The sequence below is a fragment of the Flavobacterium flevense genome (assembly GCF_900142775.1).
GTDB lineage: Bacteria > Bacteroidota > Bacteroidia > Flavobacteriales > Flavobacteriaceae > Flavobacterium > Flavobacterium flevense.
On record NZ_FRCC01000005.1, the window covers coordinates 244,721 to 269,792 of the forward strand.

At 32.2% G+C, this 25,072-nt stretch carries 26 protein-coding genes; 15 read left to right on the top strand and 11 right to left on the bottom strand.

The features are described from left to right. Positions 1-38 precede the first annotated feature (38 nt). On the top strand, positions 39-1,238 hold the full coding sequence (locus BUB89_RS10555; protein ID WP_073244821.1) for an LETM1-related biofilm-associated protein: 1,200 nt from the start codon (positions 39-41) through the stop codon (positions 1,236-1,238). A gap of 32 nt (positions 1,239-1,270) precedes the next feature. Here BUB89_RS10555 and can read toward each other — a convergent pair whose 3' ends face one another. The 3 genes from can to BUB89_RS10570 all read right to left on the bottom strand — a co-directional run bounded on the left by can (position 1,271) and on the right by BUB89_RS10570 (position 3,890). Further along, positions 1,271-1,906, bottom strand: a complete 636-nt coding sequence (gene can / locus BUB89_RS10560; RefSeq protein WP_073244823.1) for a carbonate dehydratase — start codon at positions 1,904-1,906, stop codon at positions 1,271-1,273. Between the two features lie 51 nt (positions 1,907-1,957). Then, the gene (locus tag BUB89_RS10565; RefSeq protein ID WP_073244825.1) at positions 1,958-3,595 is read right to left on the bottom strand and encodes a SulP family inorganic anion transporter; all 1,638 of its coding nucleotides are present in this window, start codon (positions 3,593-3,595) and stop codon (positions 1,958-1,960) included. A gap of 79 nt (positions 3,596-3,674) precedes the next feature. Next, entirely contained in the window at positions 3,675-3,890 is a 216-nt protein-coding gene (locus tag BUB89_RS10570; protein ID WP_234982624.1) for a hypothetical protein, read from the bottom strand. 241 nt (positions 3,891-4,131) lie between these two features. Here BUB89_RS10570 and BUB89_RS10575 point away from each other — a divergent pair, with 241 nt between their 5' ends. After that, the gene (locus BUB89_RS10575) at positions 4,132-5,073 is read left to right on the top strand and encodes a LysR substrate-binding domain-containing protein (RefSeq protein WP_073244829.1); all 942 of its coding nucleotides are present in this window, start codon (positions 4,132-4,134) and stop codon (positions 5,071-5,073) included. A gap of 11 nt (positions 5,074-5,084) precedes the next feature. Here the strand turns inward: BUB89_RS10575 and BUB89_RS10580 are convergent, their stop codons facing one another. The 3 genes from BUB89_RS10580 to mnmD all read right to left on the bottom strand — a co-directional run bounded on the left by BUB89_RS10580 (position 5,085) and on the right by mnmD (position 6,611). After that, a complete protein-coding gene (locus tag BUB89_RS10580) occupies positions 5,085-5,309 on the bottom strand; it encodes a hypothetical protein (RefSeq protein ID WP_073244832.1) in 225 nt (74 codons plus the stop codon). Positions 5,310-5,611: 302 nt separating this feature from the next. Continuing rightward, positions 5,612-5,809, bottom strand: coding sequence for a hypothetical protein (locus tag BUB89_RS10585; RefSeq protein WP_073244834.1), 198 nt, complete (start codon positions 5,807-5,809; stop codon positions 5,612-5,614). A 142-nt stretch (positions 5,810-5,951) separates the two neighbouring features. Continuing rightward, positions 5,952-6,611: a tRNA (5-methylaminomethyl-2-thiouridine)(34)-methyltransferase MnmC2 gene (gene mnmD / locus BUB89_RS10590; protein ID WP_073244836.1), complete on the bottom strand. Its 660-nt coding sequence runs from the start codon at positions 6,609-6,611 to the stop codon at positions 5,952-5,954. 292 nt (positions 6,612-6,903) lie between these two features. Between mnmD and BUB89_RS10595 the strand changes: the two genes are divergently transcribed. Beyond that, positions 6,904-7,971 (top strand): branched-chain amino acid aminotransferase, encoded by a 1,068-nt coding sequence (locus tag BUB89_RS10595; RefSeq protein WP_073244838.1) that lies wholly within the window; start codon positions 6,904-6,906, stop codon positions 7,969-7,971. 61 nt (positions 7,972-8,032) lie between these two features. Here BUB89_RS10595 and BUB89_RS10600 read toward each other — a convergent pair whose 3' ends face one another. Next, on the bottom strand, positions 8,033-8,422 hold the full coding sequence (locus BUB89_RS10600; protein WP_073244840.1) for a pyrophosphohydrolase domain-containing protein: 390 nt from the start codon (positions 8,420-8,422) through the stop codon (positions 8,033-8,035). A gap of 80 nt (positions 8,423-8,502) precedes the next feature. On the opposite strand from BUB89_RS10600, the gene BUB89_RS18235 reads away from it, so the two are divergent. From BUB89_RS18235 to BUB89_RS10650, 10 genes are all read left to right on the top strand, one after another. Next, positions 8,503-8,691: a hypothetical protein gene (locus tag BUB89_RS18235; RefSeq protein ID WP_073244842.1), complete on the top strand. Its 189-nt coding sequence runs from the start codon at positions 8,503-8,505 to the stop codon at positions 8,689-8,691. Positions 8,692-8,962: 271 nt separating this feature from the next. Continuing rightward, the gene (locus BUB89_RS10610) at positions 8,963-10,162 is read left to right on the top strand and encodes an SRPBCC family protein (RefSeq protein WP_073244850.1); all 1,200 of its coding nucleotides are present in this window, start codon (positions 8,963-8,965) and stop codon (positions 10,160-10,162) included. A gap of 55 nt (positions 10,163-10,217) precedes the next feature. After that, positions 10,218-10,760: an RNA polymerase sigma factor gene (locus BUB89_RS10615; RefSeq protein WP_073244852.1), complete on the top strand. Its 543-nt coding sequence runs from the start codon at positions 10,218-10,220 to the stop codon at positions 10,758-10,760. A gap of 33 nt (positions 10,761-10,793) precedes the next feature. Next, positions 10,794-11,210 (top strand): hypothetical protein, encoded by a 417-nt coding sequence (locus tag BUB89_RS10620; protein ID WP_073244854.1) that lies wholly within the window; start codon positions 10,794-10,796, stop codon positions 11,208-11,210. A 22-nt stretch (positions 11,211-11,232) separates the two neighbouring features. Next, entirely contained in the window at positions 11,233-11,685 is a 453-nt protein-coding gene (locus tag BUB89_RS10625) for a sensor of ECF-type sigma factor (protein WP_073244856.1), read from the top strand. A 177-nt stretch (positions 11,686-11,862) separates the two neighbouring features. After that, a complete protein-coding gene (locus tag BUB89_RS10630) occupies positions 11,863-13,233 on the top strand; it encodes a hypothetical protein (RefSeq protein ID WP_073244858.1) in 1,371 nt (456 codons plus the stop codon). A gap of 118 nt (positions 13,234-13,351) precedes the next feature. Next, a complete protein-coding gene (locus tag BUB89_RS10635) occupies positions 13,352-15,331 on the top strand; it encodes a KUP/HAK/KT family potassium transporter (protein WP_073244947.1) in 1,980 nt (659 codons plus the stop codon). A gap of 155 nt (positions 15,332-15,486) precedes the next feature. After that, positions 15,487-16,161: a TIGR02117 family protein gene (locus BUB89_RS10640; RefSeq protein ID WP_073244949.1), complete on the top strand. Its 675-nt coding sequence runs from the start codon at positions 15,487-15,489 to the stop codon at positions 16,159-16,161. A gap of 13 nt (positions 16,162-16,174) precedes the next feature. Further along, the gene (gene yiaA, locus BUB89_RS10645) at positions 16,175-16,573 is read left to right on the top strand and encodes an inner membrane protein YiaA (RefSeq protein ID WP_073244860.1); all 399 of its coding nucleotides are present in this window, start codon (positions 16,175-16,177) and stop codon (positions 16,571-16,573) included. Between the two features lie 122 nt (positions 16,574-16,695). Continuing rightward, positions 16,696-17,664 carry an HTH domain-containing protein gene (locus tag BUB89_RS10650; RefSeq protein WP_073244862.1) on the top strand — a complete coding sequence of 323 codons (969 nt, stop codon included), beginning with the start codon at positions 16,696-16,698 and terminating at the stop codon, positions 17,662-17,664. A 380-nt stretch (positions 17,665-18,044) separates the two neighbouring features. On the opposite strand, the gene carB is transcribed toward BUB89_RS10650, so the two are convergent. Next, on the bottom strand, positions 18,045-20,897 hold the full coding sequence (gene carB, locus BUB89_RS10655; protein WP_073244865.1) for a carbamoyl-phosphate synthase large subunit: 2,853 nt from the start codon (positions 20,895-20,897) through the stop codon (positions 18,045-18,047). A gap of 167 nt (positions 20,898-21,064) precedes the next feature. Further along, entirely contained in the window at positions 21,065-21,226 is a 162-nt protein-coding gene (rpmH, locus tag BUB89_RS10660) for a 50S ribosomal protein L34 (protein WP_008464848.1), read from the bottom strand. A gap of 167 nt (positions 21,227-21,393) precedes the next feature. Between rpmH and BUB89_RS10665 the strand changes: the two genes are divergently transcribed. Then, the gene (locus tag BUB89_RS10665) at positions 21,394-21,909 is read left to right on the top strand and encodes a hypothetical protein (RefSeq protein WP_073244867.1); all 516 of its coding nucleotides are present in this window, start codon (positions 21,394-21,396) and stop codon (positions 21,907-21,909) included. 73 nt (positions 21,910-21,982) lie between these two features. Here the strand turns inward: BUB89_RS10665 and BUB89_RS10670 are convergent, their stop codons facing one another. Beyond that, complete coding sequence (locus BUB89_RS10670; protein ID WP_073244869.1) at positions 21,983-22,654, bottom strand: alpha/beta hydrolase; 672 nt, start codon at positions 22,652-22,654, stop codon at positions 21,983-21,985. A gap of 263 nt (positions 22,655-22,917) precedes the next feature. On the opposite strand from BUB89_RS10670, the gene BUB89_RS10675 reads away from it, so the two are divergent. After that, positions 22,918-23,220 (top strand): GNAT family N-acetyltransferase, encoded by a 303-nt coding sequence (locus BUB89_RS10675; protein ID WP_174799726.1) that lies wholly within the window; start codon positions 22,918-22,920, stop codon positions 23,218-23,220. A 173-nt stretch (positions 23,221-23,393) separates the two neighbouring features. Here the strand turns inward: BUB89_RS10675 and BUB89_RS10680 are convergent, their stop codons facing one another. After that, positions 23,394-25,028: an ABC-F family ATP-binding cassette domain-containing protein gene (locus BUB89_RS10680; RefSeq protein ID WP_073244871.1), complete on the bottom strand. Its 1,635-nt coding sequence runs from the start codon at positions 25,026-25,028 to the stop codon at positions 23,394-23,396. Positions 25,029-25,072: the final 44 nt, after the last annotated feature.

A 25,072-nucleotide genomic window follows, 5' to 3' on the forward strand; every position in this document is an offset into this window, starting at 1 on the left:
CATAAAAACACATAGCTTTGTAGCATCAAAATAAGAGTATGATTAACCCTTCTGCATCTGGTTGGATTGATAAATTTTTTATCACGCAGGGATTCACAAAACAGGATGTTTTGCTGGATACTGATTTATTTTATAAAAAAATCAGAGCAACCGGTTTTATCTATGGGCATATCATTTCATTTGAAACTCCTAATTTTATTGATACAACAGGATGGGTACAAAATGAGAAACCTAAAGTTTCCCTGTTGAATACTCTATATGGAATTTATGGGTTAACAACACATGATTTTGACAGTCATGCTTTTATCAAAAAGTGTCTTGATTTTTATGATAAAATGCATCCTCAGGGATTCAATTTATTTAAAAAGGTTTTGCCTAATGGTTCTGCTTCTTTAAATCTGGAAAAAATTATAGATAACAGGGTTCAGACGAATGTAGATATTATCAACAAGAATTTTTCGCATATTGTGACGAATGCACTTCTTTTTATAGATGTTTTAGCTTTTAGACAATATTTAATTCATGGAGAAATACCTGAAAAATATCTAAAAAAAATTGAAGAAGCAGTAATCAATATTGTGAGTTTAGCTTTGAAAATAAAAACTAATAAATCTAATTATGATGATTTATTGATCAAGCTTTTTGAGGCATCTGTACGCTACAGTAAGTTTTCTAAAATTACTGCGTTAAATTTAGAAGAACTCAATTTAGACTATTTTGAAGCTGATTTAGAAAAATACTACCTGATTGATATGGCAGGTATGGCATTATGGAGTGATGGCAAAATTGAAAATGAAGAAATTTATTTTTTACACAAACTGGCTCAAAATATTAAAGTAGCAGCTGATTTTGTATCTGAGAGTATAACAAATACAGATATCTTTATAAAACAATATAAAAAACAAATCCCTTATTTTAATTATTCAAATCCGGTAAAACATTTTTATGATCAAACAACGCAAAATGTTATTACCCTCATTAGTCGCAATAAAAACAGATTAATCAAAGAAATTGTAGGCAGTAAGGAATTGATGCTTTTATTAGCTTATTCGACCCGCAGAGATTTAAATGAAAAAGAAAAAAAGAAAGTAAAAAAACAATTATTGGATATTTGTAAAACAATTCCATCCTTAACTATTTTTTTACTTCCCGGCGGAAGCTTATTACTTCCAATTCTTATAAAGTTTATCCCTACATTACTTCCTTCTGCATTCAATGAAAATTTAGATAATGAATAAAAAAAATCGCCCTGATGGCGATTTTTTTTTGTTTATAAGCTTAATTGGTAAACTTCATCGAGCTCAACATTCGAACTAATATTTACATTTAAATCGGTTACAAATCCTGAATTCAATCCGTAAACCCAACCGTGCAAGGTTAAATCCTGTCCGTTTTTCCAGGCTCCCTGTACAATTGAAGTTTTAGCTAAATCAAAAACCTGCTCTTTAGCATTGATTTCAACAAAAGCATTAAAACGCTCCGTTTCGTCTTTGATTGAATTCAAATACACATTATGCATGCGATAAACGTCTTTAATATGCCTGATCCAGTTATCAATAATCCCTATAGATTGATTTCCCATTGCAGCTTTAATTCCTCCACAGCCATAATGTCCGCAAACAATAACGTGTTTCACTTTTAAAACATTCACAGCATAATCCAGTACACTAAGCATATTCATATCAGAATGCACAACCATATTAGCGATATTTCGATGTACAAAAACCTCACCCGGCTTAGCACCAATAATTTCGTTAGCCGGTACACGACTATCAGAACATCCTATCCACAACAAGGGCGGAGTTTGTCCTTTAGCCAAATCTGCAAAATAATTAGGGTCTTTCTCTAATGCTTTCTCAACCCATTCTTTATTATTATCTAATATTTTTTTATAAAAATCGACCATCTTAATTTTATTTTATAGTATTTATTTTTTTTCTCTCTGACTCCAACCGTTTTAGAAAACTTCTTTTTTTACCACTACCCTTTTGGCTACATCATAATAATGCTCAATGGTAACATGATTTGGAATTTCATCTGTATTTTCTAATTGATATGCTTTTTTAAAGCCTTTCAATTTTACTTTAATATTTTCATCTACAGCTCTGGTAGATTTAAATTCTTTAATTAAATCTAAGATATCATGAGCAATATACACCGTATCATGAGCTGTAATTATAACTTTTGAATTTTCAGGAATTGATTTTAAAGTGCTTTTAATTGCTGCTTTATTCAGGAAAGAAACTTCCTGAGCTAAATCGATGTGAATAATGTCTCCATCAGCATATTCTTCTTTTTTGAAAGTATAGGCTCTTTTTAAATTTCCTTTCAAAACAAAAATGACACTGATAATGATTCCCAGCATTACTCCTTTTAGTAAATCAGTAGCAACAACGGCAATCATAGTGGCTATAAAAGGAACAAACTGATATTTTCCTTTTTCCCAAAAATGCTTAATTGTAGCAGGTTTAGCTAATTTATATCCAACTAAAATTAATATGGTTGCTAAAGTAGCCAATGGAATTTTATTTAAAATTACAGGAATAGCCAGCACACTTATTAATAATAAAACACCATGAATAATAGTAGACATTTTAGACTTTGCACCAGCATTACTGTTTGCTGATGATCTTACAACTACCGAAGTCATTGGTAATCCGCCTAATAATGAACTGATAATATTACCAACACCCTGGGCTTTTAATTCCACATTTGTATTCGTATATCTTTTTTGCGAATCGAGCCTGTCTGAAGCTTCAATACATAATAATGTTTCAATGGAAGCTACAACCGCTATCGTTATTGCAATAGTCCAGACTTTAGGATTAGTCAATCCTGAAAAATTAGGGACAACAATAATTTCTTTAAAGTCATCAATTGAAGTAGGAACAGGCAATGAAACCAAATGTTCATTTGCAATAGCTAATGAGCTGCCTGTACTAAGAAAGATTTCATTTAAAATAATACCGGCAATAACAGCAATTAAAGCTCCGGGAACTAATTTAAATTTCTTTAAAAAAGCGACTTTCTCCCATGAAATAAGAATAACTAAAGAAACTAAAGTCACAATTATAGCACCTAACTGAAAATGATCAAAAACCCTAAATAGTGATGATATAGTATTATCTCCATCCATTTGAGAAAAAGACTGATCTCCTTCAAAATCAGCATCATAACCAAAAGCGTGTGGCAATTGTTTTAAAATAATTATAATTCCAATACCCGCAAGCATACCTTCAATTACATTAGTGGGGAAATAGTTAGAAATACTTCCGGCTTTAACAAAACCTAATAGTAACTGAATAATTCCGGCAATAAAAACGGCACATAAAAAGATATCGAAAGCTCCTAAATCAGTAATTGCAGTAAGAATAATGGCGGTCAAACCAGCAGCAGGACCGGAAACACTAATATGAGACTGGCTCAAATAGCCCACAACTATACCTCCTACTATACCTGCAATAATACCTGAAAAAAGTGGCGCGCCAGAAGCCATTGCAATACCTAAACACAATGGTAAAGCTACCAAGAAAACCACTAAACCTGAAGCAAAATCAGATTTAAGGTTGGCAAAAAGATTAATTTTTTTTGTCATAATACAATTATATTTTATAATATGAATTGAAACCCTATTACTTAAATACAGTTAAAATTCTAAATGTTCCATAAAAGTGTCATGCTCTGTCAGGTGGAGGAGTAAATATCGATTTAGAAACATTATCATGTTTCGATAAATTTGTAGAAAGAATTAAACTTTTTACCAGTGTCTTTTTTAATTCTGACACTACAGCAGAAGTCTCCAGATAAACTAAATTTTTCACTTCTTTTTTTGCATGCTCTTCCTCTGATAAACTATAAAACATAGCAGTATCAGTAGACTTTTCTATCATTTTTACAATTGTAGGAGTTGACAAAAAAGCAATGAAAAGAAATAAAAAAAAATGTGCTATTAATTTCATAGTGGTAAAATTAAACTTAAAAAAACAAATTTATCCTAATGAAACACTATTTTTTTAAAAAAATTAACATTATTATTATACCCCGTAAAGTAGAGAAACAGAAAAAAAGCACCTAATCAACCATAAGTTAAATTGATTGTTTTTTTATATTTGTATCAAAAACATCTATTTTATGACAATCACCCAACTTAAATATGTACTAGCTGTAGCTGAACACAAAAACTTTACACTTGCCGCCGAAAAATGTTTTGTAACACAGCCCACATTAAGTATGCAAATCCAAAAAATTGAGGATGAACTGAATATCCAAATTTTTGACCGTACTAAAAAACCCATCCAACTTACTGATATTGGACAAAAAATTGTCACTCAGGCTAAAAATATTGTCAATGAAGCCGATAGAATTCAGGATATTGTAGAACAACAAAAAGGTTTTATTGGCGGCGAATTTCGTCTAGGCATTATTCCTACCATTATGCCTACCTTATTACCTATGTTTTTAAATAATTTTATAAAAAAACATCCCAAAGTAAAACTTATCATTGAAGAATTAAATACAGAAGAAATTATTACCAAACTCAATAATGGCCATTTAGATGCTGCTATTGCTGCTACTCCATTAATGGAAGAAAAGATAAAAGAAATTGTATTGTATTTTGAACCTTTTGTAGCGTATATCCCTGAAAGTCATCATAACTTTCAGAAAAAAGAAATTGAAATCAGTGACTTAAATCTGGATGAAATTTTATTATTACAAGACGGACACTGTTTTAGAGACGGAATTTTAAATTTATGTAAAAACAACACCCGAAACGAAGGCAATCATTTTCAGATAGAAAGCGGGAGTTTTGAAACCTTAATAAAGCTTGCTGATGAAGGTTTAGGAACCACACTTCTGCCTTATTTACATACGTTAGATTTAAAGGAATCTGATAAAATTAAGCTACGTCATTTTGCTGAGCCAAAACCGGCAAGAGAAGTGAGTTTAATTTTTCCAAAAAGCGAATTAAAAATACAAATTATAGAAGCTCTAAGAAGCACGATTGCAGGAGTAATTAAAGGAGCCATTGTTTTCCAGAATGTGCAAATTATTAGTCCGCTTCAGAAAAAATAGCGTCAAAAATGCTACATTTTTGACGCTGGTTTAGCATTTTTTATTTCAACTGCTGAAAGATATTTTCGCAGTTCCGGTTTTTCTTTAGTATAATAGTTGAGCCAGTTATTAAGATGCTCTAATTCATAAGGTAATAAATTTTTAACGGCTTTTTTAAGCTCTTTTACAAATAAGTCAGGAGCATGACTCACTCTTTCCAATACCGATTTGGTATAATCATAAATCATTCTTTGCATGTCAAATTAGGATTAAAATTGTTGTTAATCAGGTAGTGTAATTTACAAAAATTAAATCCTGATTAGTAACCCAAAACCGTTAAAAAAGACACAAAGTTATCCCTTTAATTTATCCGGAATTTTATTTTTTTTAACGTGTGTTTAAAGACCTTGAACACAAAAGAAGAGATATAAAAAAAACAGTTTCACTAGTAGCTAGTGAAACTGTTTTTTTGTTTTACCATTCTGGCTAAATGTAAAAGATTATAATTTATTTTTTTCTAAAAAAATTGTTTTAAAAATTATCAAACAAGATTCTTAATTTAAATATTTACAATTAACAAAGAAGGCTGAAGCTCCGGTTTTTCTATAATAAAAGATGTTAACCATTCTTTCAATTGTTCTAATTCATAAGGCAAGAGTGTTTTTATTGCTTTTTCTAATTCTTTAGAAAAAAGAACAGGATCAAAACTAACTCTTTCTAATATCGATTTCGTATAATCAAACATGATTTTTGACATGATGCATCAATAATTTTTAGGTTAAACATCAATTTTAAGGCTTTGTAAAAATATGCATTTTGAAAACACTTTTTTATTCTTTTAACGTATTTTTTTGAATTATATTATTTCCTGACAAAATTAATTCCATCCTCTTTAAACATTATTTAAATGCTCTGAACATTTCTCTTTTTCCCGGAGGTCCTTCTAATTTCTCAACCCTGAACCCTACTTCTATCATACTTCTTTTAACGACTCCGCGGGCTGCATAGGTTACTAAAACTCCATTTTCCTTTAGTGCATCATACATTTTTTTAAAAATTTCAGTACTCCATAATTCCGGTTGCACACGGTAACCAAAAGCATCAAAATAAATCAAATCAAACTGCGCAACATCATCAATATCCTGAAAAAACTGTTTTCTCTTAGTCAATGAAAAAACATCATTTAATTTAATTTGCTCTCCCCAGTTACATTGATGCATTTGTTCAAAAATAAACAATTGATCCGAAGCATTTAATTCGGCAACATAGTTCATCAATATGACTTCTTCCGGAGCAACAGGATAAGCCTCTACACCGGTATAATCAATGATTTGACCTAATTTTGGAACTTCTAAAAAAGTAATAAAAGCATTCAGTCCGGTTCCAAATCCAATTTCTAAAACAGAAACAGATTTGTTTTTAAACAACGAAAGACCGTTTTTTATAAAAACATGACGGGCTTCCTGAATGGCTCCGTGTTTAGAATGATAACTCTCATTCCATTCCTCTAAATGAATTGTGGTAGAACCATCTTTTGTTTGTATAATTTCTCTCTTCAATTTTATTATATTTAGATTGGGTAATAATTGTTCCCAAAATTACTTAAAACATACGGTTTAAAATGGTAAAAAGCGTTGATTTATTGAATATTTCATAGAAAAGATTGTGTTTTTTTTTGTTTTTTTTTGAATATACGAAAATCATATCCAATAGTAACAATTATTAAAGTTTTAGCAAGCATTTTGTCCTTTTTTATTTAATTTTGCAGTAATCAAAGTTTAGTTCATCATAAAGTGAAATTTTATACTTAAGCTACATTATACATTCAGAAAAAACAAAAAACATATTATTATGAGTACCACTCAAGCCAGTAAAATTGAAATTATAAAAGCCCCAAATACAAAAATTAACGAAGTAGATTTTGATAACATTAATTTTGGTTCTGTATTTACAGATCATTTATTTGAATGTGATTATAAAAATGGTGAATGGCAAACTCCTACTATCAAACCTTATGCTCCTTTTATGATGGATCCTTCTTCAAGAGTTTTCCATTATGGACAAGCTATTTTTGAAGGTATGAAAGCTTACAAAGATGATAATAATGACATTTGGCTTTTTAGACCAGATGAAAATATAAAACGTTTTAACAGTTCTGCTGTTAGAATGGCAATGCCTGAAGTTCCTGTATCCTTGTTTACTGAAGGACTTAATCAATTATTGAAATTAGACGAAGCCTGGATAAAAAAAGGCTTAGGAAATACGCTTTACATCAGACCTTTTATGATTGCAACAGGTTTTGGTGTTGTAGCAAATCCTTCTGATGAATATAAATTTATGATCATTTTATCTCCTGCAAAAGCATATTATTCAGGAGAAGTTAAGGTTCTTGTTGCTGAACATTACAGTAGAGCTGCAAATGGCGGTATTGGTTCAGCAAAAACAGCTGGAAATTATGCCGGACAATTTTATCCTACGAGCTTAGCTAATAAAGAGGGTTACCAACAAATTATCTGGACTGATGATGCGACGCATACTAAACTGGAAGAAGCAGGAACAATGAATGTATTTTTTAGATTCAACGATACCTTAGTTACGGCTCCTACCAGCGAAAGAATTTTAGACGGAGTAACCCGAAAAAGCCTTATTGATATGGCAAAAAGAGAAGGAATCAATATGGAAGTTCGTCCTGTTTTGATTTCTGAATTAACGGAAGGTATCAAAAATGGAAGTTTAAAAGAAATCTTTGGCGCAGGAACTGCTGCAGTAGTGAGTCCTATAAAAGGATTTGCTTACAAAGAAGAGTATTTTGAATTACCTAAAATCGAGAATTCAATTGCATTACAATTAAAAGAAAAATTAACTAATATTCAGCATAAATTAGCTGAAGATCCATTTGACTGGACAGTTAAAATATAATTTTTTTCTTTAACCAATAGAAAAAAGGCGATTTTCAAATCTGAAAATCGCCTTTTTTGATTTAAATATCAGCTAATATTTTTGAAAAATCGGGTTTGAAATAATTAGGACCTTTCATTACTTTACCGTCTTCACGATAAACAGGCTGTCCGTCTTGTCCTAACTTACTCATATTACTTCGTTGAATTTCATCAAAAACAGCTTCAATTTTATCCTGAAGTCCGTGTTCAATGATGGTTCCGCACAAAATATACATCATATCACCTAAAGCATCGGCTATTTCTGTTAAATCATTGTTTTTAACTGCTTCCAGATATTCTTCGTTTTCTTCTTTCATTAAATGATAACGAAGTATGTTTTTTGCTTCTCCTAAGTTGGCAATAGGAACTTCACTGTGACCTATCCCAAATGCGGTATGAAATTCTTTAACAGAATTGATTTGCTTTTGCATAATTATTATGGATTAAATGAAATGCAAATTAGCAACTAATCCTAAACATTTACTTATTTTTGCAATAAATTTTTAAAATTATGTTTAGTCAGGGTCAATTAGTATTTGCAATCTGTTTTCTTATCGCTTTTATCATTGTTATGATTTTTTCTTATCGAAAAGACATTCAAACTCATAAGATTTTTTACAAAGGAAATTACAAAATCCTGATTGGTTTCTTTATTTTTATTGGAATTCTGTTTGTTATAAAAATATTTTTTAGGCATTAAACCTGAAACACCGTTTACTCTTTTTTATTTAAAAAAATAATATTTAAAAAAGCAAACCAAATATAAAACACACAATAACAAACAATTAAACACTCCTTTAATTCTCTTTTTATTTCCCCTCTCACTACATTCAATCAAAACGTAAGATAAAAAACAGCATTTTTTTTGATTTTAGAAGCGGCGTAAAGTGCAGTTATTTTTAATTTTCAGACTCAGAGTCTTGCATATTGATAAAATTTCTAACTTTACAACGTAAAATAATCAATTAATTATGAGAATTTTAAAATATATCTTTCTTTTATTACTACTCAGCCTTGTGGCATTATCGATATTTATAGCTACTCAAAAAGGAGATTTCCTTGTAGAAAGAAGTAAGGTTATTAATTCTCCCAAAGCCTCTGTTTATAATTATGTAAACGATTATAGAAACTGGAGTGATTTTGGTTCCTGGACCAATGATGATTCGGAAATAAAAGTAAATTATCCCCAAAATACTATCGGTAAAGGTGCTTCTTACAGCTGGGAAGGAAAAAATGGCGATGGCGAAATGCGCACTATCCGAATCACAGAAAATGATAGTATTGTACAAACTATGCAATTTGAAGGAACACATTCGACCGTTTACTGGAATTTTAAAGATACTATAGGAGGAACAAAAGTAACCTGGAAAACACAGGGAAAAATGAGTTTTCTATTTAAAATTTATGCTGCTTTAAATGGCGGTACAGATAGAATCATTGGGGCTATGTATGAAAAAAGCTTAGCTAATTTAGACAAAGCTTTAGATTACGAAATCAACACGTTTTCGACTATTGATAATGGAATAGTAAAAAAACCGATGATGAATTATATCGGACAGACATTTACAAGTGAATTTAGTAAAGTGAATAAAAATTTTAAAATTGTAATTCCTAAACTAATTGATTTTTGCAAAGAAAACAATATTGTTATTAATGGTAAACCTTTTATTATTTATCATACCTATGATACTGCTAAGAAACTTACTAAAGTAACTATGGGAATCAGCATTCGCGAAGCTATCTTCCTGAGTGCCGGTAGTGATATTGTTTCGGGAAAACTGGATGCTTTTGAAGGAGTAAAAACTACTTTAACCGGAGATTATTCGCATTTAAAAACTGCTTACAACAAAACCGTTAATTATTTAAACCAAAATAAACTAACTCCAAATCCTGTTTTTTCACATCTGGAAGTCTATACTTCAAGTAAGAAAGATGTCAAAAATCCATCTAAATGGGTTACTGAGATTTATATTCCTATTGTATCAAAGGAAATTCCTCCGGTAAAAACATACTACCCTACAACAGCAGTTCCAACAACAACAGCTCCGGCAACTACTGCTCCTACAACAACAGCACCAGTACAAGCTGCTCCAGTAAAAGCAGCACCGGTAAAAACGAAACCTGCTGAAGAACCAAAAACAAAAGCAATAGATGAGGAATTTGAATTTTAATTTTTCACCCTATTAAACCTTTGCGTTACTTTTATATCTAACCCAACAAAAGACTTTGCCGGACGAAAAGGAATTCATACAACAATTATTAAATCCGAAAACGCAGAATGAAGCTTTTCAGCAGTTGTTGCGTACCTATCAAAAGCCTTTATACAATCATATTAGAAATATCGTATTGAATCATGATGATACTGATGATGTTTTACAAAATACATTTATTAAAGTTTTTGAAAATCTGAACAAATTTAAAGGAGAAAGCAAATTATTTTCCTGGATGTATCGTATTGCTACGAATGAAGCGCTGAGTTTTTTAAATCAAAAAGCCCGAAAAAGTGGTATTTCGTCAGAGACTTTACAGAGTAAAGCCATTGATAATCTTCAATCAGATGTCTATTTTGATGGAAATGAAATCCAAATTGCTTTACACAGAGCTATTACCACACTTCCGGAAAAACAACAACTGGTTTTTAAAATGAAATATTTTCAGGAATTAAAATACGAAGAAATATCAGAAATACTGGGAACATCAGTAGGTGCATTAAAGGCATCCTATCATCATGCCGTAAAAAAAATAGAATCCCAGTTAACAACAAATTAAACCTTTTCCATTGCATTCAGTCTAATAGCTATCATGAAAGAATTTAAATTAAATACCATTCCTAAAATCGAATCCGGATTAAAAAATCCTGAAGATGTTTATTTTGAAAAATTCTCGGAAAATCTTTTAGAGAAAATAGGTAAAAAAGAGCCCAAAACAATCTCATTATTCCGGAAAAGGAAAGCTATTATTATGATGGTTGCTGCTGTTTTTGTATTAGCCTTAACAATACCTTTGTTAATTAATCAGGCTGCTCATTCACAAGAGATTGATACTGAAACTCTGGAAAATTATCTGAGTTATCAATCTAATGTAAATCAATATGACTTAATAAATGCATTAGATGAAGAGGATATTAGCAACATAAATTCGAATATTGTACTGGAAGACAATACAATTGAAGAGCTATTAATAAGCAATAACAATTTAGAAAATTATATTTTAGAATAATAGTACCATAAATAGAGAGAAGATGAATTTTAGAAAATTAGTACCAATAATCCTTTTATTTACCTGCAGTTTCTATGCTCAGGAAAACATAAAAGATAAAAAAGAACAAATCAGATCCTTAAAAGTAGCTTTTTTTACTTCTGAATTAGACCTGAGTTCGCAAGAATCAGAAAAATTCTGGCCGCTTTATAATGCTTATGACGATAAACAATTTGAAATAAGACATAAAAAAATGCGCTTTTTTAAAAGCAAAATGCACGGTGATGCGCTAAACAAAATGAGCGAAAAAGATGCTGCTGCTTTATTATACCAAATGGATGCTGCTGATGAAGAACTATTTTTATTGCGAAAAAAATTCAGTAAAAATGTGAAGTCCGTTTTACCGGCAGTAAAAATTTTGAAATTAAAAAAAGCAGAAGATAATTTTTATCGAAAATTGCTGCAACAATATGGTGACCGCGGAAAGAAAAAATAATCCCATATAACTAAAAATAAAAGTGCCGTTTCATTGAATTGAAGCGGCATTTTTATTGAATACTATAAACTGATTTTATGCGTTTTAACAACAGCCGAAAATAAAAACAAACAAGCTGTTTATTTAATTGGCACAGTAATTGAATATTGCAAATTATCACTATAAAAAACAGTTGCCATGAAAACTAAAATTATATTTCTTAGCCTTTTAGCTTCTTTGTTTATCACACAAACAGAAGCTCAAAACCGCACTACCGTTAACGCAATGAGTAACGAAATTAGCGACAATCTTGATTTAAGAGCTGTGGCATCCATTTTTGGTGACTCTAAAAATTTAGAAGATTTTGAAAGACGTTTAAACGATCCTGAACTTCAAATTTCTAATTTGGATTTAAACAACGATAACGAAGTAGATTATTTACGTGTAATTGAAACTGTAGAATACAATACTCACGTAGTTATTATTCAATCAGTATTAGATCGTGACGTATATCAGGACATTGCTACCATTGATATTGAAAGAAATAACAATAGCGTACAAGTACAATTTATTGGTAATGAATATTTATATGGAACTAATTATATTTATGAGCCTGTTTATTATTCAACACCTATAATTTATGCTTCTTTCTGGCGTGCTAATTACCGACCATATATTTCAAATTGGTATTGGAATTACTATCCTTCTTATTACTATGCTTGGAATCCGTATCCGATTTACAGATACAGAAATAATATTAATATAAGTCTGAATTTCAACAATCGCTATAATTATGTAAACTACAGAAGAAGTAATGTTGCTGTTTCTCTTTACAATTCCAGACGCTCAAACGCATACGAAAGACGTTATCCTAACTATGCTTTTTCAAAAAGAAATTCTAGTTATTCTAATCGTTATGATTTAGATCAAAAAAGAAGATACAGTAGTAATTATTCTACTAATAGAAATAGCAACGGCAGACAATACAGCAATAGTAATTCAAGAAGAGAACCACAAAGAGATTATTCATCTAACAGAAGTACTCCTTCCAGAAACTATAGCCAAAACAGTTCTAATAGCTCAAGAGGAAACTCAAGCGAAAGAACTCCTGACAGAAACTACAATCAAAACAGTTCTAACAATTCAAGAGGAAACTCAAGCGAAAGAACTCCGGACAGAAATTACAATCAAAACAGCTCTAACAATTCCAGAGGTAACTCAAGCGAAAGAACTCCTGGCAGAAATTACAATCAAAACAAAGTAAACAGCTCAGGAGAAAACAGTCCTCAAAGAACAGCAAACAGAGAGTACAATCAAAACAGAACTAATACGGTAAGACAAAATAGCGGACAACAAAATCAAAGTCCACGTAATTATACTCCAAGACAGGAAAACAGTGCGCAAAGAAACGTACCAAGTTCCCGAGATAACAGTCAAAATCAAAACCGAGGAACTATTTCCAGACCAAGTGCTCCGGCGGCTTCCCCGCAAAGAGCTGAATCCAGCAGAAGCAGAAGCGCTAATCAGGGAAACACTAATTCTTCCCGAAATAACAATAGAAGAATATAACAAAATAAAATGCTATTATTAAAAACACGATCATTTGGTCGTGTTTTTTGCTTTTTAAAAATAATAACTTTCGAATTGTTTAAAAATGAGTAAATTTGGAGCGTTTATAAAATCACACATGAGCGCATCACATAGAAATTTGCATAGTAAATTAACCTTAGGAGGTTTATTAATTACATTAGGAATTATATATGGCGATATTGGAACCTCGCCATTATATGTAATGAAGGCAATACTGGGAGAACATACCATCGATGCTGATGTTGTTCTTGGAGGAATATCAGCAGTATTCTGGACGTTGACATTACAAACCACTATAAAATATGTCATCATTACCTTAAATGCTGACAATCATGGTGAAGGCGGAATTTTTGCTTTGTATGCTTTGGTCAAAAAAACAAAAATCAGATGGCTCATTGTCCCCGCCATTATTGGAGGAAGTGCCTTGTTAGCTGATGGAATTATCACCCCTCCCGTTTCGGTATCTTCTGCTGTAGAAGGAATCCGGACCTATTATCCTGAAATAAACACTATTCCTATAGTCATTGGAATTTTATTTGTGTTGTTTACCATTCAGCAATTTGGAACAAAATTAGTTGGAAAATTCTTTGCTCCCATGATGCTTATTTGGTTTAGTATGCTTGGAATATTAGGTGTTATCCAAATAGTAAAACATCCCGAAGTATTCAAAGCTTTCAATCCTTATTATGCTTACCATTTATTAACCATACATCCTGAAGGATTTTTTGTTTTAGGTTTCGTTTTTCTATGTACCACAGGAGCAGAAGCCTTGTATTCTGATATGGGACATTGCGGGAGAAAAAACATTAGAATCAGTTGGATTTTTGTTAAATCTACACTGGTGCTGAATTATTTCGGGCAAGGTGCTTATCTAATCACTCACCAGGGTGAAACACTTCAAAGTTTAGGTGGTAAAAACGGAAATCCTTTTTATTTAATCATGGCCGATTGGTTTCAACCATTCGGAATTGTAATTGCAACAATGGCTGCCGTAATTGCTTCGCAGGCATTAATCAGTGGTTCGTTTACATTAATAAATGAAGCCATGAGATTGAATTTCTGGCCAAAAGTAAAAATTAAATACCCTACTGAATTGCAGGGACAACTGTATATTCCGTCCATCAACTGGTTATTATTCTTTGGTTGTGTAGGGATTGTTCTTCACTTTGAAGAATCAAGCAATATGGAACATGCTTATGGTTTAGCCATTATTCTATGCATGATTATGACCACTATTTTACTTAATTTTTATTTGATAATGAAAAGAGTAAAATTATATTTCATGGTTCCGCTAATCACCATTTATTTATTAATCGAGCTCAGCTTTTTAGCGGCAAATATTACCAAATTTGCTGATGGTGGTTATGTTACTCTAATTATTGCCATTATTTTGATAGGCATAATGTCTATCTGGAATTCTGCCAAAAAAATCAACAAAATATATACTAAAATTGTAAAAGTTGAAGATTACAAAAAAGTATTAAGCGAATTGAGTGCCGATTTAAGTATTCCAAAATATGCTACACACTTGGTTTACATGACTAATGCCGGACGTGTTGATGAAATAGAAGAAAAAGTAATGTATTCTATTTTGCAAAAAAGACCTAAAAGAGCTGATATCTACTGGTTTGTACACGTCAACATCTTAACCGAACCTTATAAAACCGAATACCGCGTAACCGAAATAATGAAAGATGATTTGTATCGTGTGGACTTTAATTTAGGATTTAGAGAACCTACTAAGATCAATCTTTTATTTAAAGAAGTAATCAAGGATATGGTTAAAAACGGAGAAGTAGATATCCGAAGTCGTTATGAGTCACTAAACAAAAACAATATTATTGGCGACTTTAAATTTGTACTTTCAGAGAAATTTTTATCGAATGATAACGATTTAAAATGGCACGAAAACATCATTATGAACTCGTATTTCTTTGTAAAAAAACTAAGTTTATCCGAAGAAAGTGCCTTTGGTCTGGACAGTAGTTCGGTTAAAATTGAAAAATTCCCGATGATACTTCACACACCGGAAAACATAGATTTAACACGTTTAGACGCCAGAGAAATACATATCTAGACTTACTTAAACCATAATAAAAAGCGATTGCGGAATAGTGATAACTATTCTTCAGTCGCCTTTTTTTTTGGAATTTACTTACTTTTTTTTTGATTGACCATTTTAACAAGAACTTTATTTAGTTATATTTGATTGAACATTATCAAAATCACAACTTGAAGCAATCTTTTAAAATCATTTTAAAAATAGTCCTGATCTTTTTAGGGCTGATTTTTTTCTATCTGTTAATAGCCTATTTACTTTCAAAAATTACAGTAGATAAAGAAGCAGATACACAACCGGAAGTTGAAATTTATATTTTAACAAATGGTGTTCATACTGATATTGTAATGCCTACAGTAAGTGAGCAAATGGACTGGAGTAAACAAATTCGATTCAAAAATACCCAGGCAGCCGATTCGACCTATAAATATATTGCGTTAGGCTGGGGAGACAAAGGTTTTTATTTAGAAACCCCCGAATGGTCTGACCTGAAAGCTTCGGTTGCATTTAAAGCAGCTTCAGGCTTAAGCACAACCGCTATCCATGCTACTTATTACAAGCAAATGAAATTAGGCAACGACTGCAAATCAATGTTGATTAGCAAAGAACAATACCAGCGCTTAATAACTTATATTACGGATAGTTTTCAAAAAGATAGTGACGGAAATTTTATTCCTATAAAAACCAATGCTAATTATGGCAAAACGGATGCTTTTTACGAAGCAAATGGAAGTTACAGCATCTTTAAAACCTGCAATAGCTGGGCGAATACTGGCCTGAAAGCTTGTGGTCAAAAATGCTGTTTATGGACAGCCACCGATTCCGGAATTTTTTCGAAATACAAATAAAAAAACAACAAACATGGTACAAAAAACATCAAATGCCTTTGTAGCGGCATCCTGGATAGCTCTTGGAGCTGGAACAATTGGATTTATAGTAGGACTGGCAAGAGCCGAAATGTTATTAAACGAAAAAGGCTATTATTTCACCGTTTTAATGTTGGGGCTATTTGCTGTAGTTTCATTACAAAAAAGCGTAAGAGACCGACTTGAAAACCTTCCTGTGACGGATATGTATTACGGAATTTGCTGGTTTGCAACCCTGCTGTCAATTGTATTGTTAACCGTAGGATTATGGAATGCTACCATTTTACCCAGCGAAAAAGGATTTTATGCTTTTGCTTTTTTATTAGCCATCTTTGGTGCTATTACAGTTCAAAAAAACACCAGAGACAATATGAATTTTGATCAAAGTAAATAGAAAAAAACACATAACCTATTCAAAATAAAACAGCTGCATACGTATATACGCAGATTTGTTTCGCCTATATATAAGTTATACGCAATTTTAAAGAAATCGACTAAAAAGAAATATTTTGAAATATGACAATAAAAGAAGCAATAATTAAAGTTTTAGAAGAACAAAAAAGAGCATTAACATATTTAGAAGTTTTAGAAAAAATTGATGATAATAAATACATTGATTGGACAAATGCAAAAACACCCTCTGATACTGTTGGAGCTCAATTAGGGCATTTTATAAGACAAAATGATTCAAGAGTCAAAAGAGTGAAAGGAAAAAAAGGCTTCGAATATTACTCTTCCAAATATGAAAATGAAATTAACTTAATTGAAATAATTGAAAAAGAAGATTCTTCAAAAAAAACAATTTTAAAAAGCTATCAGGAACGTCATTTACATAAACTTTTAAGTAGTTATCTGAAAAGTCAAAACACATACAGTAAAACAATTTTCCACGAAAAGTCTGCTAACAGTAAAGATGATTACCAAAAATGGATTCATCCTGATATGATTGGCATTAATTTTTTGAATCTTAAAAATAAGTCTAGTAATGCTTTGATGAAAGTAATAAACAAGGCTGACGCATTTGATTTAATTTCTTATGAAATTAAAAGAGAAATAAAATCTGATTATGAACTTAAAAAATGTTTCTTTCAAGCCGTATCAAATTCAAGTTGGTCAAATTATGGTTATTTAGTAGCATTTGAAATCAGTAAAAATTTAATGGATGAAATGGAAAGATTAAATCAATCATTTGGAATTGGAATTATTGAATTAAAATCAAACCCATACGAAAGCAACATTCTTTTTATTTCAAAGTATAGAGAATTAGATTTTAAAACCATTGATAAACTTTGCGAAATAAATCCGGACTTTGAAAAATTTATCAATCAAACTGAAACGATGTTGATTGCTCCAGAAAAATATATTAAAGCAACAAGAAAAGAATTTGATGAATTATGCGACAGCTATTTTAATACAGATTCAGAAATTGAAAAATATTGTCGAGATAATAACATTCCTTGGGAGGACGAAGAAAAAACTGCATAGAACAGCTACCCTCGATAGTTCGGTAATGTTTTCCATGCCCACAACAGTGAGCACATAATCAATAAAAATCTTAAAATAATATACTTTGTCGAGTTACTTGCGAAGATGCTTCCTTCGTCAGCATGACAAGTTTGTGGCTACTAATTCTATCAGAAAAAAACAGAGCCAAAGCATTAGGAAGCTCCGTCAAGTTTTCAACTTTGCGGCTGTGAGTCTAGGTTTGTAACCGATAACAGTTATAACTATACAGCTGTCAGAGACAGCTTCACACTTCCTCAAAGTCACAGACTTTGCGGAGCTGTAAAAGAAATAAATGAACTATTAACCCAATAAAAAAAGCCCCAAAATTTGGAGCTTTTTTGTATCAATAATTCAAGTTATTATTTACTCAAATACATTTTTCTTCTGGAGTACAATTCGTAGAATTGGTCGTCTTTTAAGTCATCAATAAACAAGATGCTTTCTCCTGTTGATTTCATTTCAGGTCCTAAAGCTTTGTTTACATTCGGGAACTTACTGAAAGAGAATACCGGTTGTTTGATTGCGTATCCGTTTAATTTTGGATTAAAATCAAAGTCAGTTACTTTATTGTGTCCTAACATTACTTTAGTAGCGTAGTTTACATAAGGCTCTCCGTAAGCTTTTGCGATGAAAGGAACGGTACGGGAAGCTCTTGGATTAGCTTCGATAATGTAAACCGTATCGTCTTTTATAGCAAACTGAATGTTGATTAAACCAACCGTTTTTAGTCCTAAAGCAATTTTATGTGTATGATCTTTAATTTGTTGCATCACAAACTCTCCTAAGTTAAAAGGAGGCAATGTCGCATTCGAATCTCCTGAGTGCACTCCGCAAGGCTCAATGTGCTCCATAATTCCGATGATGTACACATTTTCACCGTCGCAAATGGCGTCAGCTTCCGCTTCAATCGCACCATCAAGATAGTGGTCTAAAAGCAATTTGTTTCCGGGAATTGTTTTTAGCAGGTTTACTACATGCTCTTCTAATTCCTGCTTGTTGATTACAATTTTCATTCCCTGACCACCCAATACATAAGAAGGACGAATCAATAATGGGAAATCCAGTTGGTCTGCCAGAGCCGAAGCTTCATCAGCAGTTTCAGCGATTCCGAATTTAGGGAAAGGAATTTCTAATTCAGTCAATAAGTCTGAGAAACGTCCTCTGTCTTCTGCTAAATCCAGTGCATCAAAGCTGGTTCCGATGATTTTTACACCGTATTTAGATAATTTTTCTGCTAATTTAAGCGCTGTTTGTCCACCTAACTGAACGATTACACCTTCCGGTTTTTCGTGTTGGATGATGTCATAAATATGCTCCCAGAATACCGGTTCGAAGTATAATTTATCAGCGGTATCAAAATCTGTAGAAACCGTTTCAGGGTTACAGTTAATCATGATGGTTTCATAACCACATTCTTTAGCTGCGAGAACTCCGTGAACACAAGAGTAATCAAACTCGATTCCTTGTCCAATTCTGTTTGGTCCGGAACCTAAAACTATGATTTTCTTTTTATCAGTTACAATACTTTCATTGTCTACAAAACGGGTTCCGTCAGCTTTTTCAATCTCAGCTTCAAAAGTCGAGTAGTAATAAGGTGTTTTAGCTTTAAATTCAGCTGCACAAGTATCAACTAGTTTAAACACACGGTTAACATCCATGCTCATACGCAAAGCGTGAACTTCACTTTCAAGACAACCCATCATGTGTGCAATTTGTCTGTCGGCAAAACCTTTTTGTTTTGCTTCAAGCAAAAATTCTTTTGGTAAAGTACTTACCGTATATTTAGCAATTTCTTTTTCAAGAATATGTAATTCTTCGTATTGTTTCAGGAACCACATATCGATTTTAGTGATTTCGTGAATTCTGCTCAATGGGATTCCCATTGCGATAGCATCATAAATTACAAAAACACGATCCCAACTTGCATACGTTAGTTTTTCGATAATTTGTTCGTAGTTGGTATATCCTTTTCCGTCAGCACCTAAACCATTACGCTTAATTTCTAAGGATTGTGTGGCTTTGTGTAACGCTTCCTGGAACGAACGTCCAATACCCATTACCTCACCTACTGATTTCATCTGAAGTCCTAACGTTCTGTCTGATCCTTCAAATTTATCAAAGTTCCAACGTGGTATTTTAACAATTACATAATCCAAAGTAGGCTCGAATAAAGCCGAAGTAGATTTTGTAATTTGGTTTTTCAATTCATCTAAATTATACCCTAAAGCTAATTTAGTAGCGATTTTTGCAATTGGATATCCGGTAGCTTTAGAAGCTAATGCAGAAGAACGGGATACACGAGGATTGATTTCGATAGCAACGATATCTTCTTTTTCATCCGGTGAAACTGCAAATTGTACGTTACAACCTCCGGCAAAGTTTCCGATACTACGCATCATCAGGATAGCGTAATCACGTAATTTCTGGAAAGTAGTATCTGATAATGTCATGGCTGGAGCCACAGTGATGGAATCTCCGGTATGAATCCCCATTGGGTCCATATTTTCGATAGAACAGATAATCACTACATTATCATTTTTATCTCTTAAAAGTTCTAATTCGTATTCTTTCCATCCCATCAAGGCTTTGTCAATCAAAACTTCGTGAATTGGTGATGCTTCAAGTCCGGCAGTTAACAATCTGTCAAAATCTTCCGGTTTGTAAACTATAGAAGCTCCTGTTCCTCCAAGAGTAAATGATGGACGGATAACAAGCGGGAAACCAAATTCCTGAGCAATTTCTTTTCCTCTTAAATAAGAAGTACATATTTCAGCAGGTGCTGTAGGTACATCTATTTTTTTAAGAAGTGCTTTAAACTGGTCTCTGTCTTCCGTAATATTAATGGCGTTTACATCAACTCCAATCAATCTTACCCCAAAATCATCCCAAATTCCTTTGTCCTGAGCTTCTAAACACAGGTTAAGAGCCGTTTGTCCACCCATTGTAGGCAATACAGCATCAATTTGTGGGTGCTCTTTTAGAATTTCTATAATAGATTTGGTTGTTAAAGGCTTCAAATAAATATGATCCGCCATAGATGGGTCGGTCATAATTGTAGCAGGGTTTGAATTGATAAGTATAACCTCGATTCCTTCTTCGCGAATAGAACGTGCTGATTGTGATCCTGCGTAATCAAATTCGCAAGCTTGACCAATAACAATAGGACCTGAACCTATAATTAAAACTGATTTTATTGAAGTGTCTTTTGGCATTATATGAGAATTATTGTTTTATGAAGTAATTTTTTCAGTCATTTCTTCCGGTTTAAAAAAGGATGCAACTTACTAATAATCTTAAGTTTGAGCCCCATTTTACCGACAAGATATAAAAAAAGGCGGTACTAAAAAAAGTAACGCCCTTATTTATGCTTATACAAACATTATTTTTTGTGTCTAGGTTCGCTAGAAACCGTTAATTTATGTCTTCCTTTAGCTCTTCTACGCGCAAGAACTTTTCTTCCATTAGCAGAAGCCATTCTGTCCATAAATCCGTGTTTATTTCTTCTTTTTCTTTTCGATGGTTGAAACGTTCTTTTGCTCATTGCTTTGTATCTTTAAAACTTATTTATATGTATCTTTTACTTTTTGAATAATGGTTATTCTAAAACCGAGTGCAAATATACAAAGACTTTTTTTTCTAGCAAGAAGTTTTATAAAAATATTTTTAAATCCTTTTACTATCTTTGCAAACACAAATTATATACCCATCATGTTAAACAAGAATATCAAACTTATTATCGCCGGACTTATCGTAATTACTAGCATTTGGCAATTTACAGAGAACAATATTGGAAACGGAATCTTCTTATTATTACTTACCGCAATACCTGTTTTTCTTTATTACAGAAACGAATTTATACTGTTAGCTTTTTTAAAACTAAGAAAACAAGATTTTGAAGGCGCTCAAAAATGGCTTTCTTACATTAAAAACCCGGAATCAGCATTAATCAGAAAGCAACAGGGATACTTTAATTACCTACACGGAATTATGCTTTCGCAAACAAATATCAACCAATCTGAAAAATATTTCAAGAAAGCTATCGAACTGGGATTGTCTATGGATATGGATTTGGCTGTAGCCAAATTAAATCTTGCCGGAATTGCTTTGTCACGCAGAAGAAAACTGGAAGCAACTAACTTAATTAGTGAAGTTAAAAAACTGGACAAACAAAACATGCTGAAAGAACAAATCACGATGATGAAAGAACAAATGAAAAAAATCTAATTTTTTCTAAAATAACAATCCCGAAATTTCGGGACAAATCCCAAATTCCTAGAGTTTGGGATTTTTTTTTATTTTATAATTTGGGATTTTCTCCTAAAATAATATCCGACAAATGCGTGTTAAACCAACGGTATTTTGTGTAAACCGCAACATGCGTTCCGCCTTTGATTACAATACAATTCTTTATATTCTGAATAGGAAATATACGGTCTTTATCACCATGAATATGAATCACACGCTCATTAGCCACTAAACGATCCCAAAGAACTACTTTTTCGACCGCCCATTTCAAATAATAAATATCCCGGACTGATAAAAAAGTATCATACAACTGTATTCGGTGTTTTACTTTTTCTGCCAAAACTAATTTTGCCAGCTTGTTGAGTCTCAAGATCAAACGCATGGGAATTAATTTGTGTGCCAAAGTTGACTTAGCAAATTTGATTCGTTTAGGCAATTCTGATCTTGATTTTACGCTCGAAATAATAATCACTTTTCTAACTTCCATCAAATCTGCAATTTCCTGAACCAGAATTCCTCCAAAGGAAACTCCAATTAAAACCGGATTTTTTTCGGTAATTTTCAACGCAATCCTTTTAGCATAATCCACCAGAGATTCTTGCGGTTTTGGAATTTCCCATTCTAAATAATGAACATTAAAAAGCGTTTCATTCAATTTAATCCTTTCAAAAATTAAAGAATTTGCCGCCATACCAGGCATAAAATAAACAGGGATTTTATTCATTGAAAAAAGTTCAAAAAATTTATTGGGAATAAGAAAATTAAAATTAAAGTTTTTTAACCGCTGTACCTAATTTAAAAAGAAGAAAATAGGCTGCTAATTACACACAAAGCTAAGGAGATGCTAAAATCATTTGATTTTGATTATCAAATACTTACCTTTGCACTTTAAAAAACTATTGTAACTTTTCTGTACAATATAAAAAAACAAAGCCTTTTTTTATTACTCAATCTTTTTTAATCTGAATTAAAAAACAAGCAATCGTCATGGAACAAAGTACAACTATCGAAATCAAAGACAACAGCTTTGCAAGACAATTTGAAACTATAATTCCCGAAGGACTCCTAACCGTTGAATACTCTTTTCAGGAAAGAAAAATATTTTTAACAAAAATAAACACTCCTGATGAATTTCAGGACGAAATTTTCCTGGACAATCTAATACGCACTATTCTGGACAATGCCATCGAACAACGATTAAAAGTAGTACCTACCTACCCCAGAATTGTTCAGTTTTTCAAAAAAAATCCTCAATACAAAGAATTGCTTCCTCCCGGAATTCGGATTTAATTCTATTCTATTTAATTCCAAGCCCTTATATGGTCTTATCTTTAAAATACATTCACTAAGACCAAAAACTTATATGGCTTATATGGTAAAAAAAATGACCATTTTTAATTTTTATCAAAACAAAAAAAGGCATAAGAATCAACTCATGCCTTTGTAAAATATATTTAGAAAAATTATTTTTCAATTTCTTTCATGCTGTCCATTTTCTTATGCGCTAAGAAACCGGAAATATCTTCAAAATGCTCAACAACTCTTTTGTTACCAAATTCGAAAACCTTAGTTGCTAAACCATCTAAGAAATCACGGTCGTGAGAAACCAGGATTAAAGTTCCGTCAAAATCGCGCAATGCATCTTTAATAATATCCTTAGTTTTCATATCCAGGTGATTTGATGGCTCATCCAGAATCAATAAATTCACTGGCTCTAACAATAATTTAATCATTGCTAAACGTGTTTTTTCTCCTCCGGAAAGTACTTTTACCTTTTTAGTAATATCATCACCCTGAAACATGAATGCTCCTAAAATATTTTTGATTTGGGTACGAATATCGCCAACCGCAATTGCATCAATAGTTTCAAAAATAGTAGCATTTTCATCCAGCAAAGACGCCTGATTTTGAGCAAAATATCCTATTTGGGCATTATGTCCAATTTCTACACTTCCGCTATCAATACCTATTTCTTTCATGATGGCTTTAATCATTGTTGATTTACCTTCACCATTTTTACCCACAAAAGCTACTTTTTGTCCTCTTTCGATAACAATATTAGCATCTTTAAAAACCACATGATCTCCATATGATTTAACCAAATCCTTAACTACAACCGGATATTGGCCTGAACGGGCAGCTGGTGGAAATTTCAATTTTAAAGCTGAATTATCTACTTCGTCAACCTGAACAATAACCAACTTTTCTAACATTTTCACACGGGACTGAACCGCATCAGTTTTAGAAAAAGTTCCTTTAAAACGATCAATAAAAGCACGATTATCAGCAATCATTTTTTGTTGTTCGTCGTATGCTTTTTGCTGGTGAATTCTACGGTCTTTACGCAATTCTAAATAATGAGAATATTTAGCTTTATAATCGTAAATTCTTCCCATTGTAACTTCAATAGTACGATTCGTAATATTATCTACAAAAGCCCTGTCATGCGAAATCACCACAACCGCCTTAGCCGAATTAATCAAGAAATCCTCAAGCCATTGAATACTTTCAATATCCATGTGGTTTGTAGGCTCATCCAGCAAAATCAAATCAGGTTTACGCAATAATATTTTTGCTAATTCGATACGCATTCTCCATCCTCCGGAAAACTCCGAAGTTTGTCTTGAAAAATCTTCACGAACAAAACCTAAACCGATTAATATTTTCTCAACTTCTGCTTCATAATTAATTTCTTCAATTGCATAAAATTTCTCGCTTAAGTCTGAAACTCTTTCAATCAATTTCATGTACTCATCACTTTCATAATCCGTACGAACAGTCAGTTGCTCATTAATTTCGTCAATCTCTGACTTCATAGAAAAATACTCAGAAAAAGCCTTAGACGCTTCTTCCATAACAGTTGCTCCATCAGTAGTCAATAAATGCTGAGGCAAATATGCCACAACAGCATCTTTAGGAGTCGAAACACTTCCTGTTGACGGTTTGCTGTTTCCTGCAATAATTTTTAACAAAGTAGATTTTCCTGCACCATTTTTACCCATAAGGGCAATTTTATCATTTTCATTTATAGCAAAAGAAACGTCGCTAAAAAGTGTTGTTCCGCCAAATTGAACGGATATGTCGTTAATTGTAATCATTATTTGAAGTTTGAAATTAGAGGGCGGAAGTTAGAAGTTTCTGT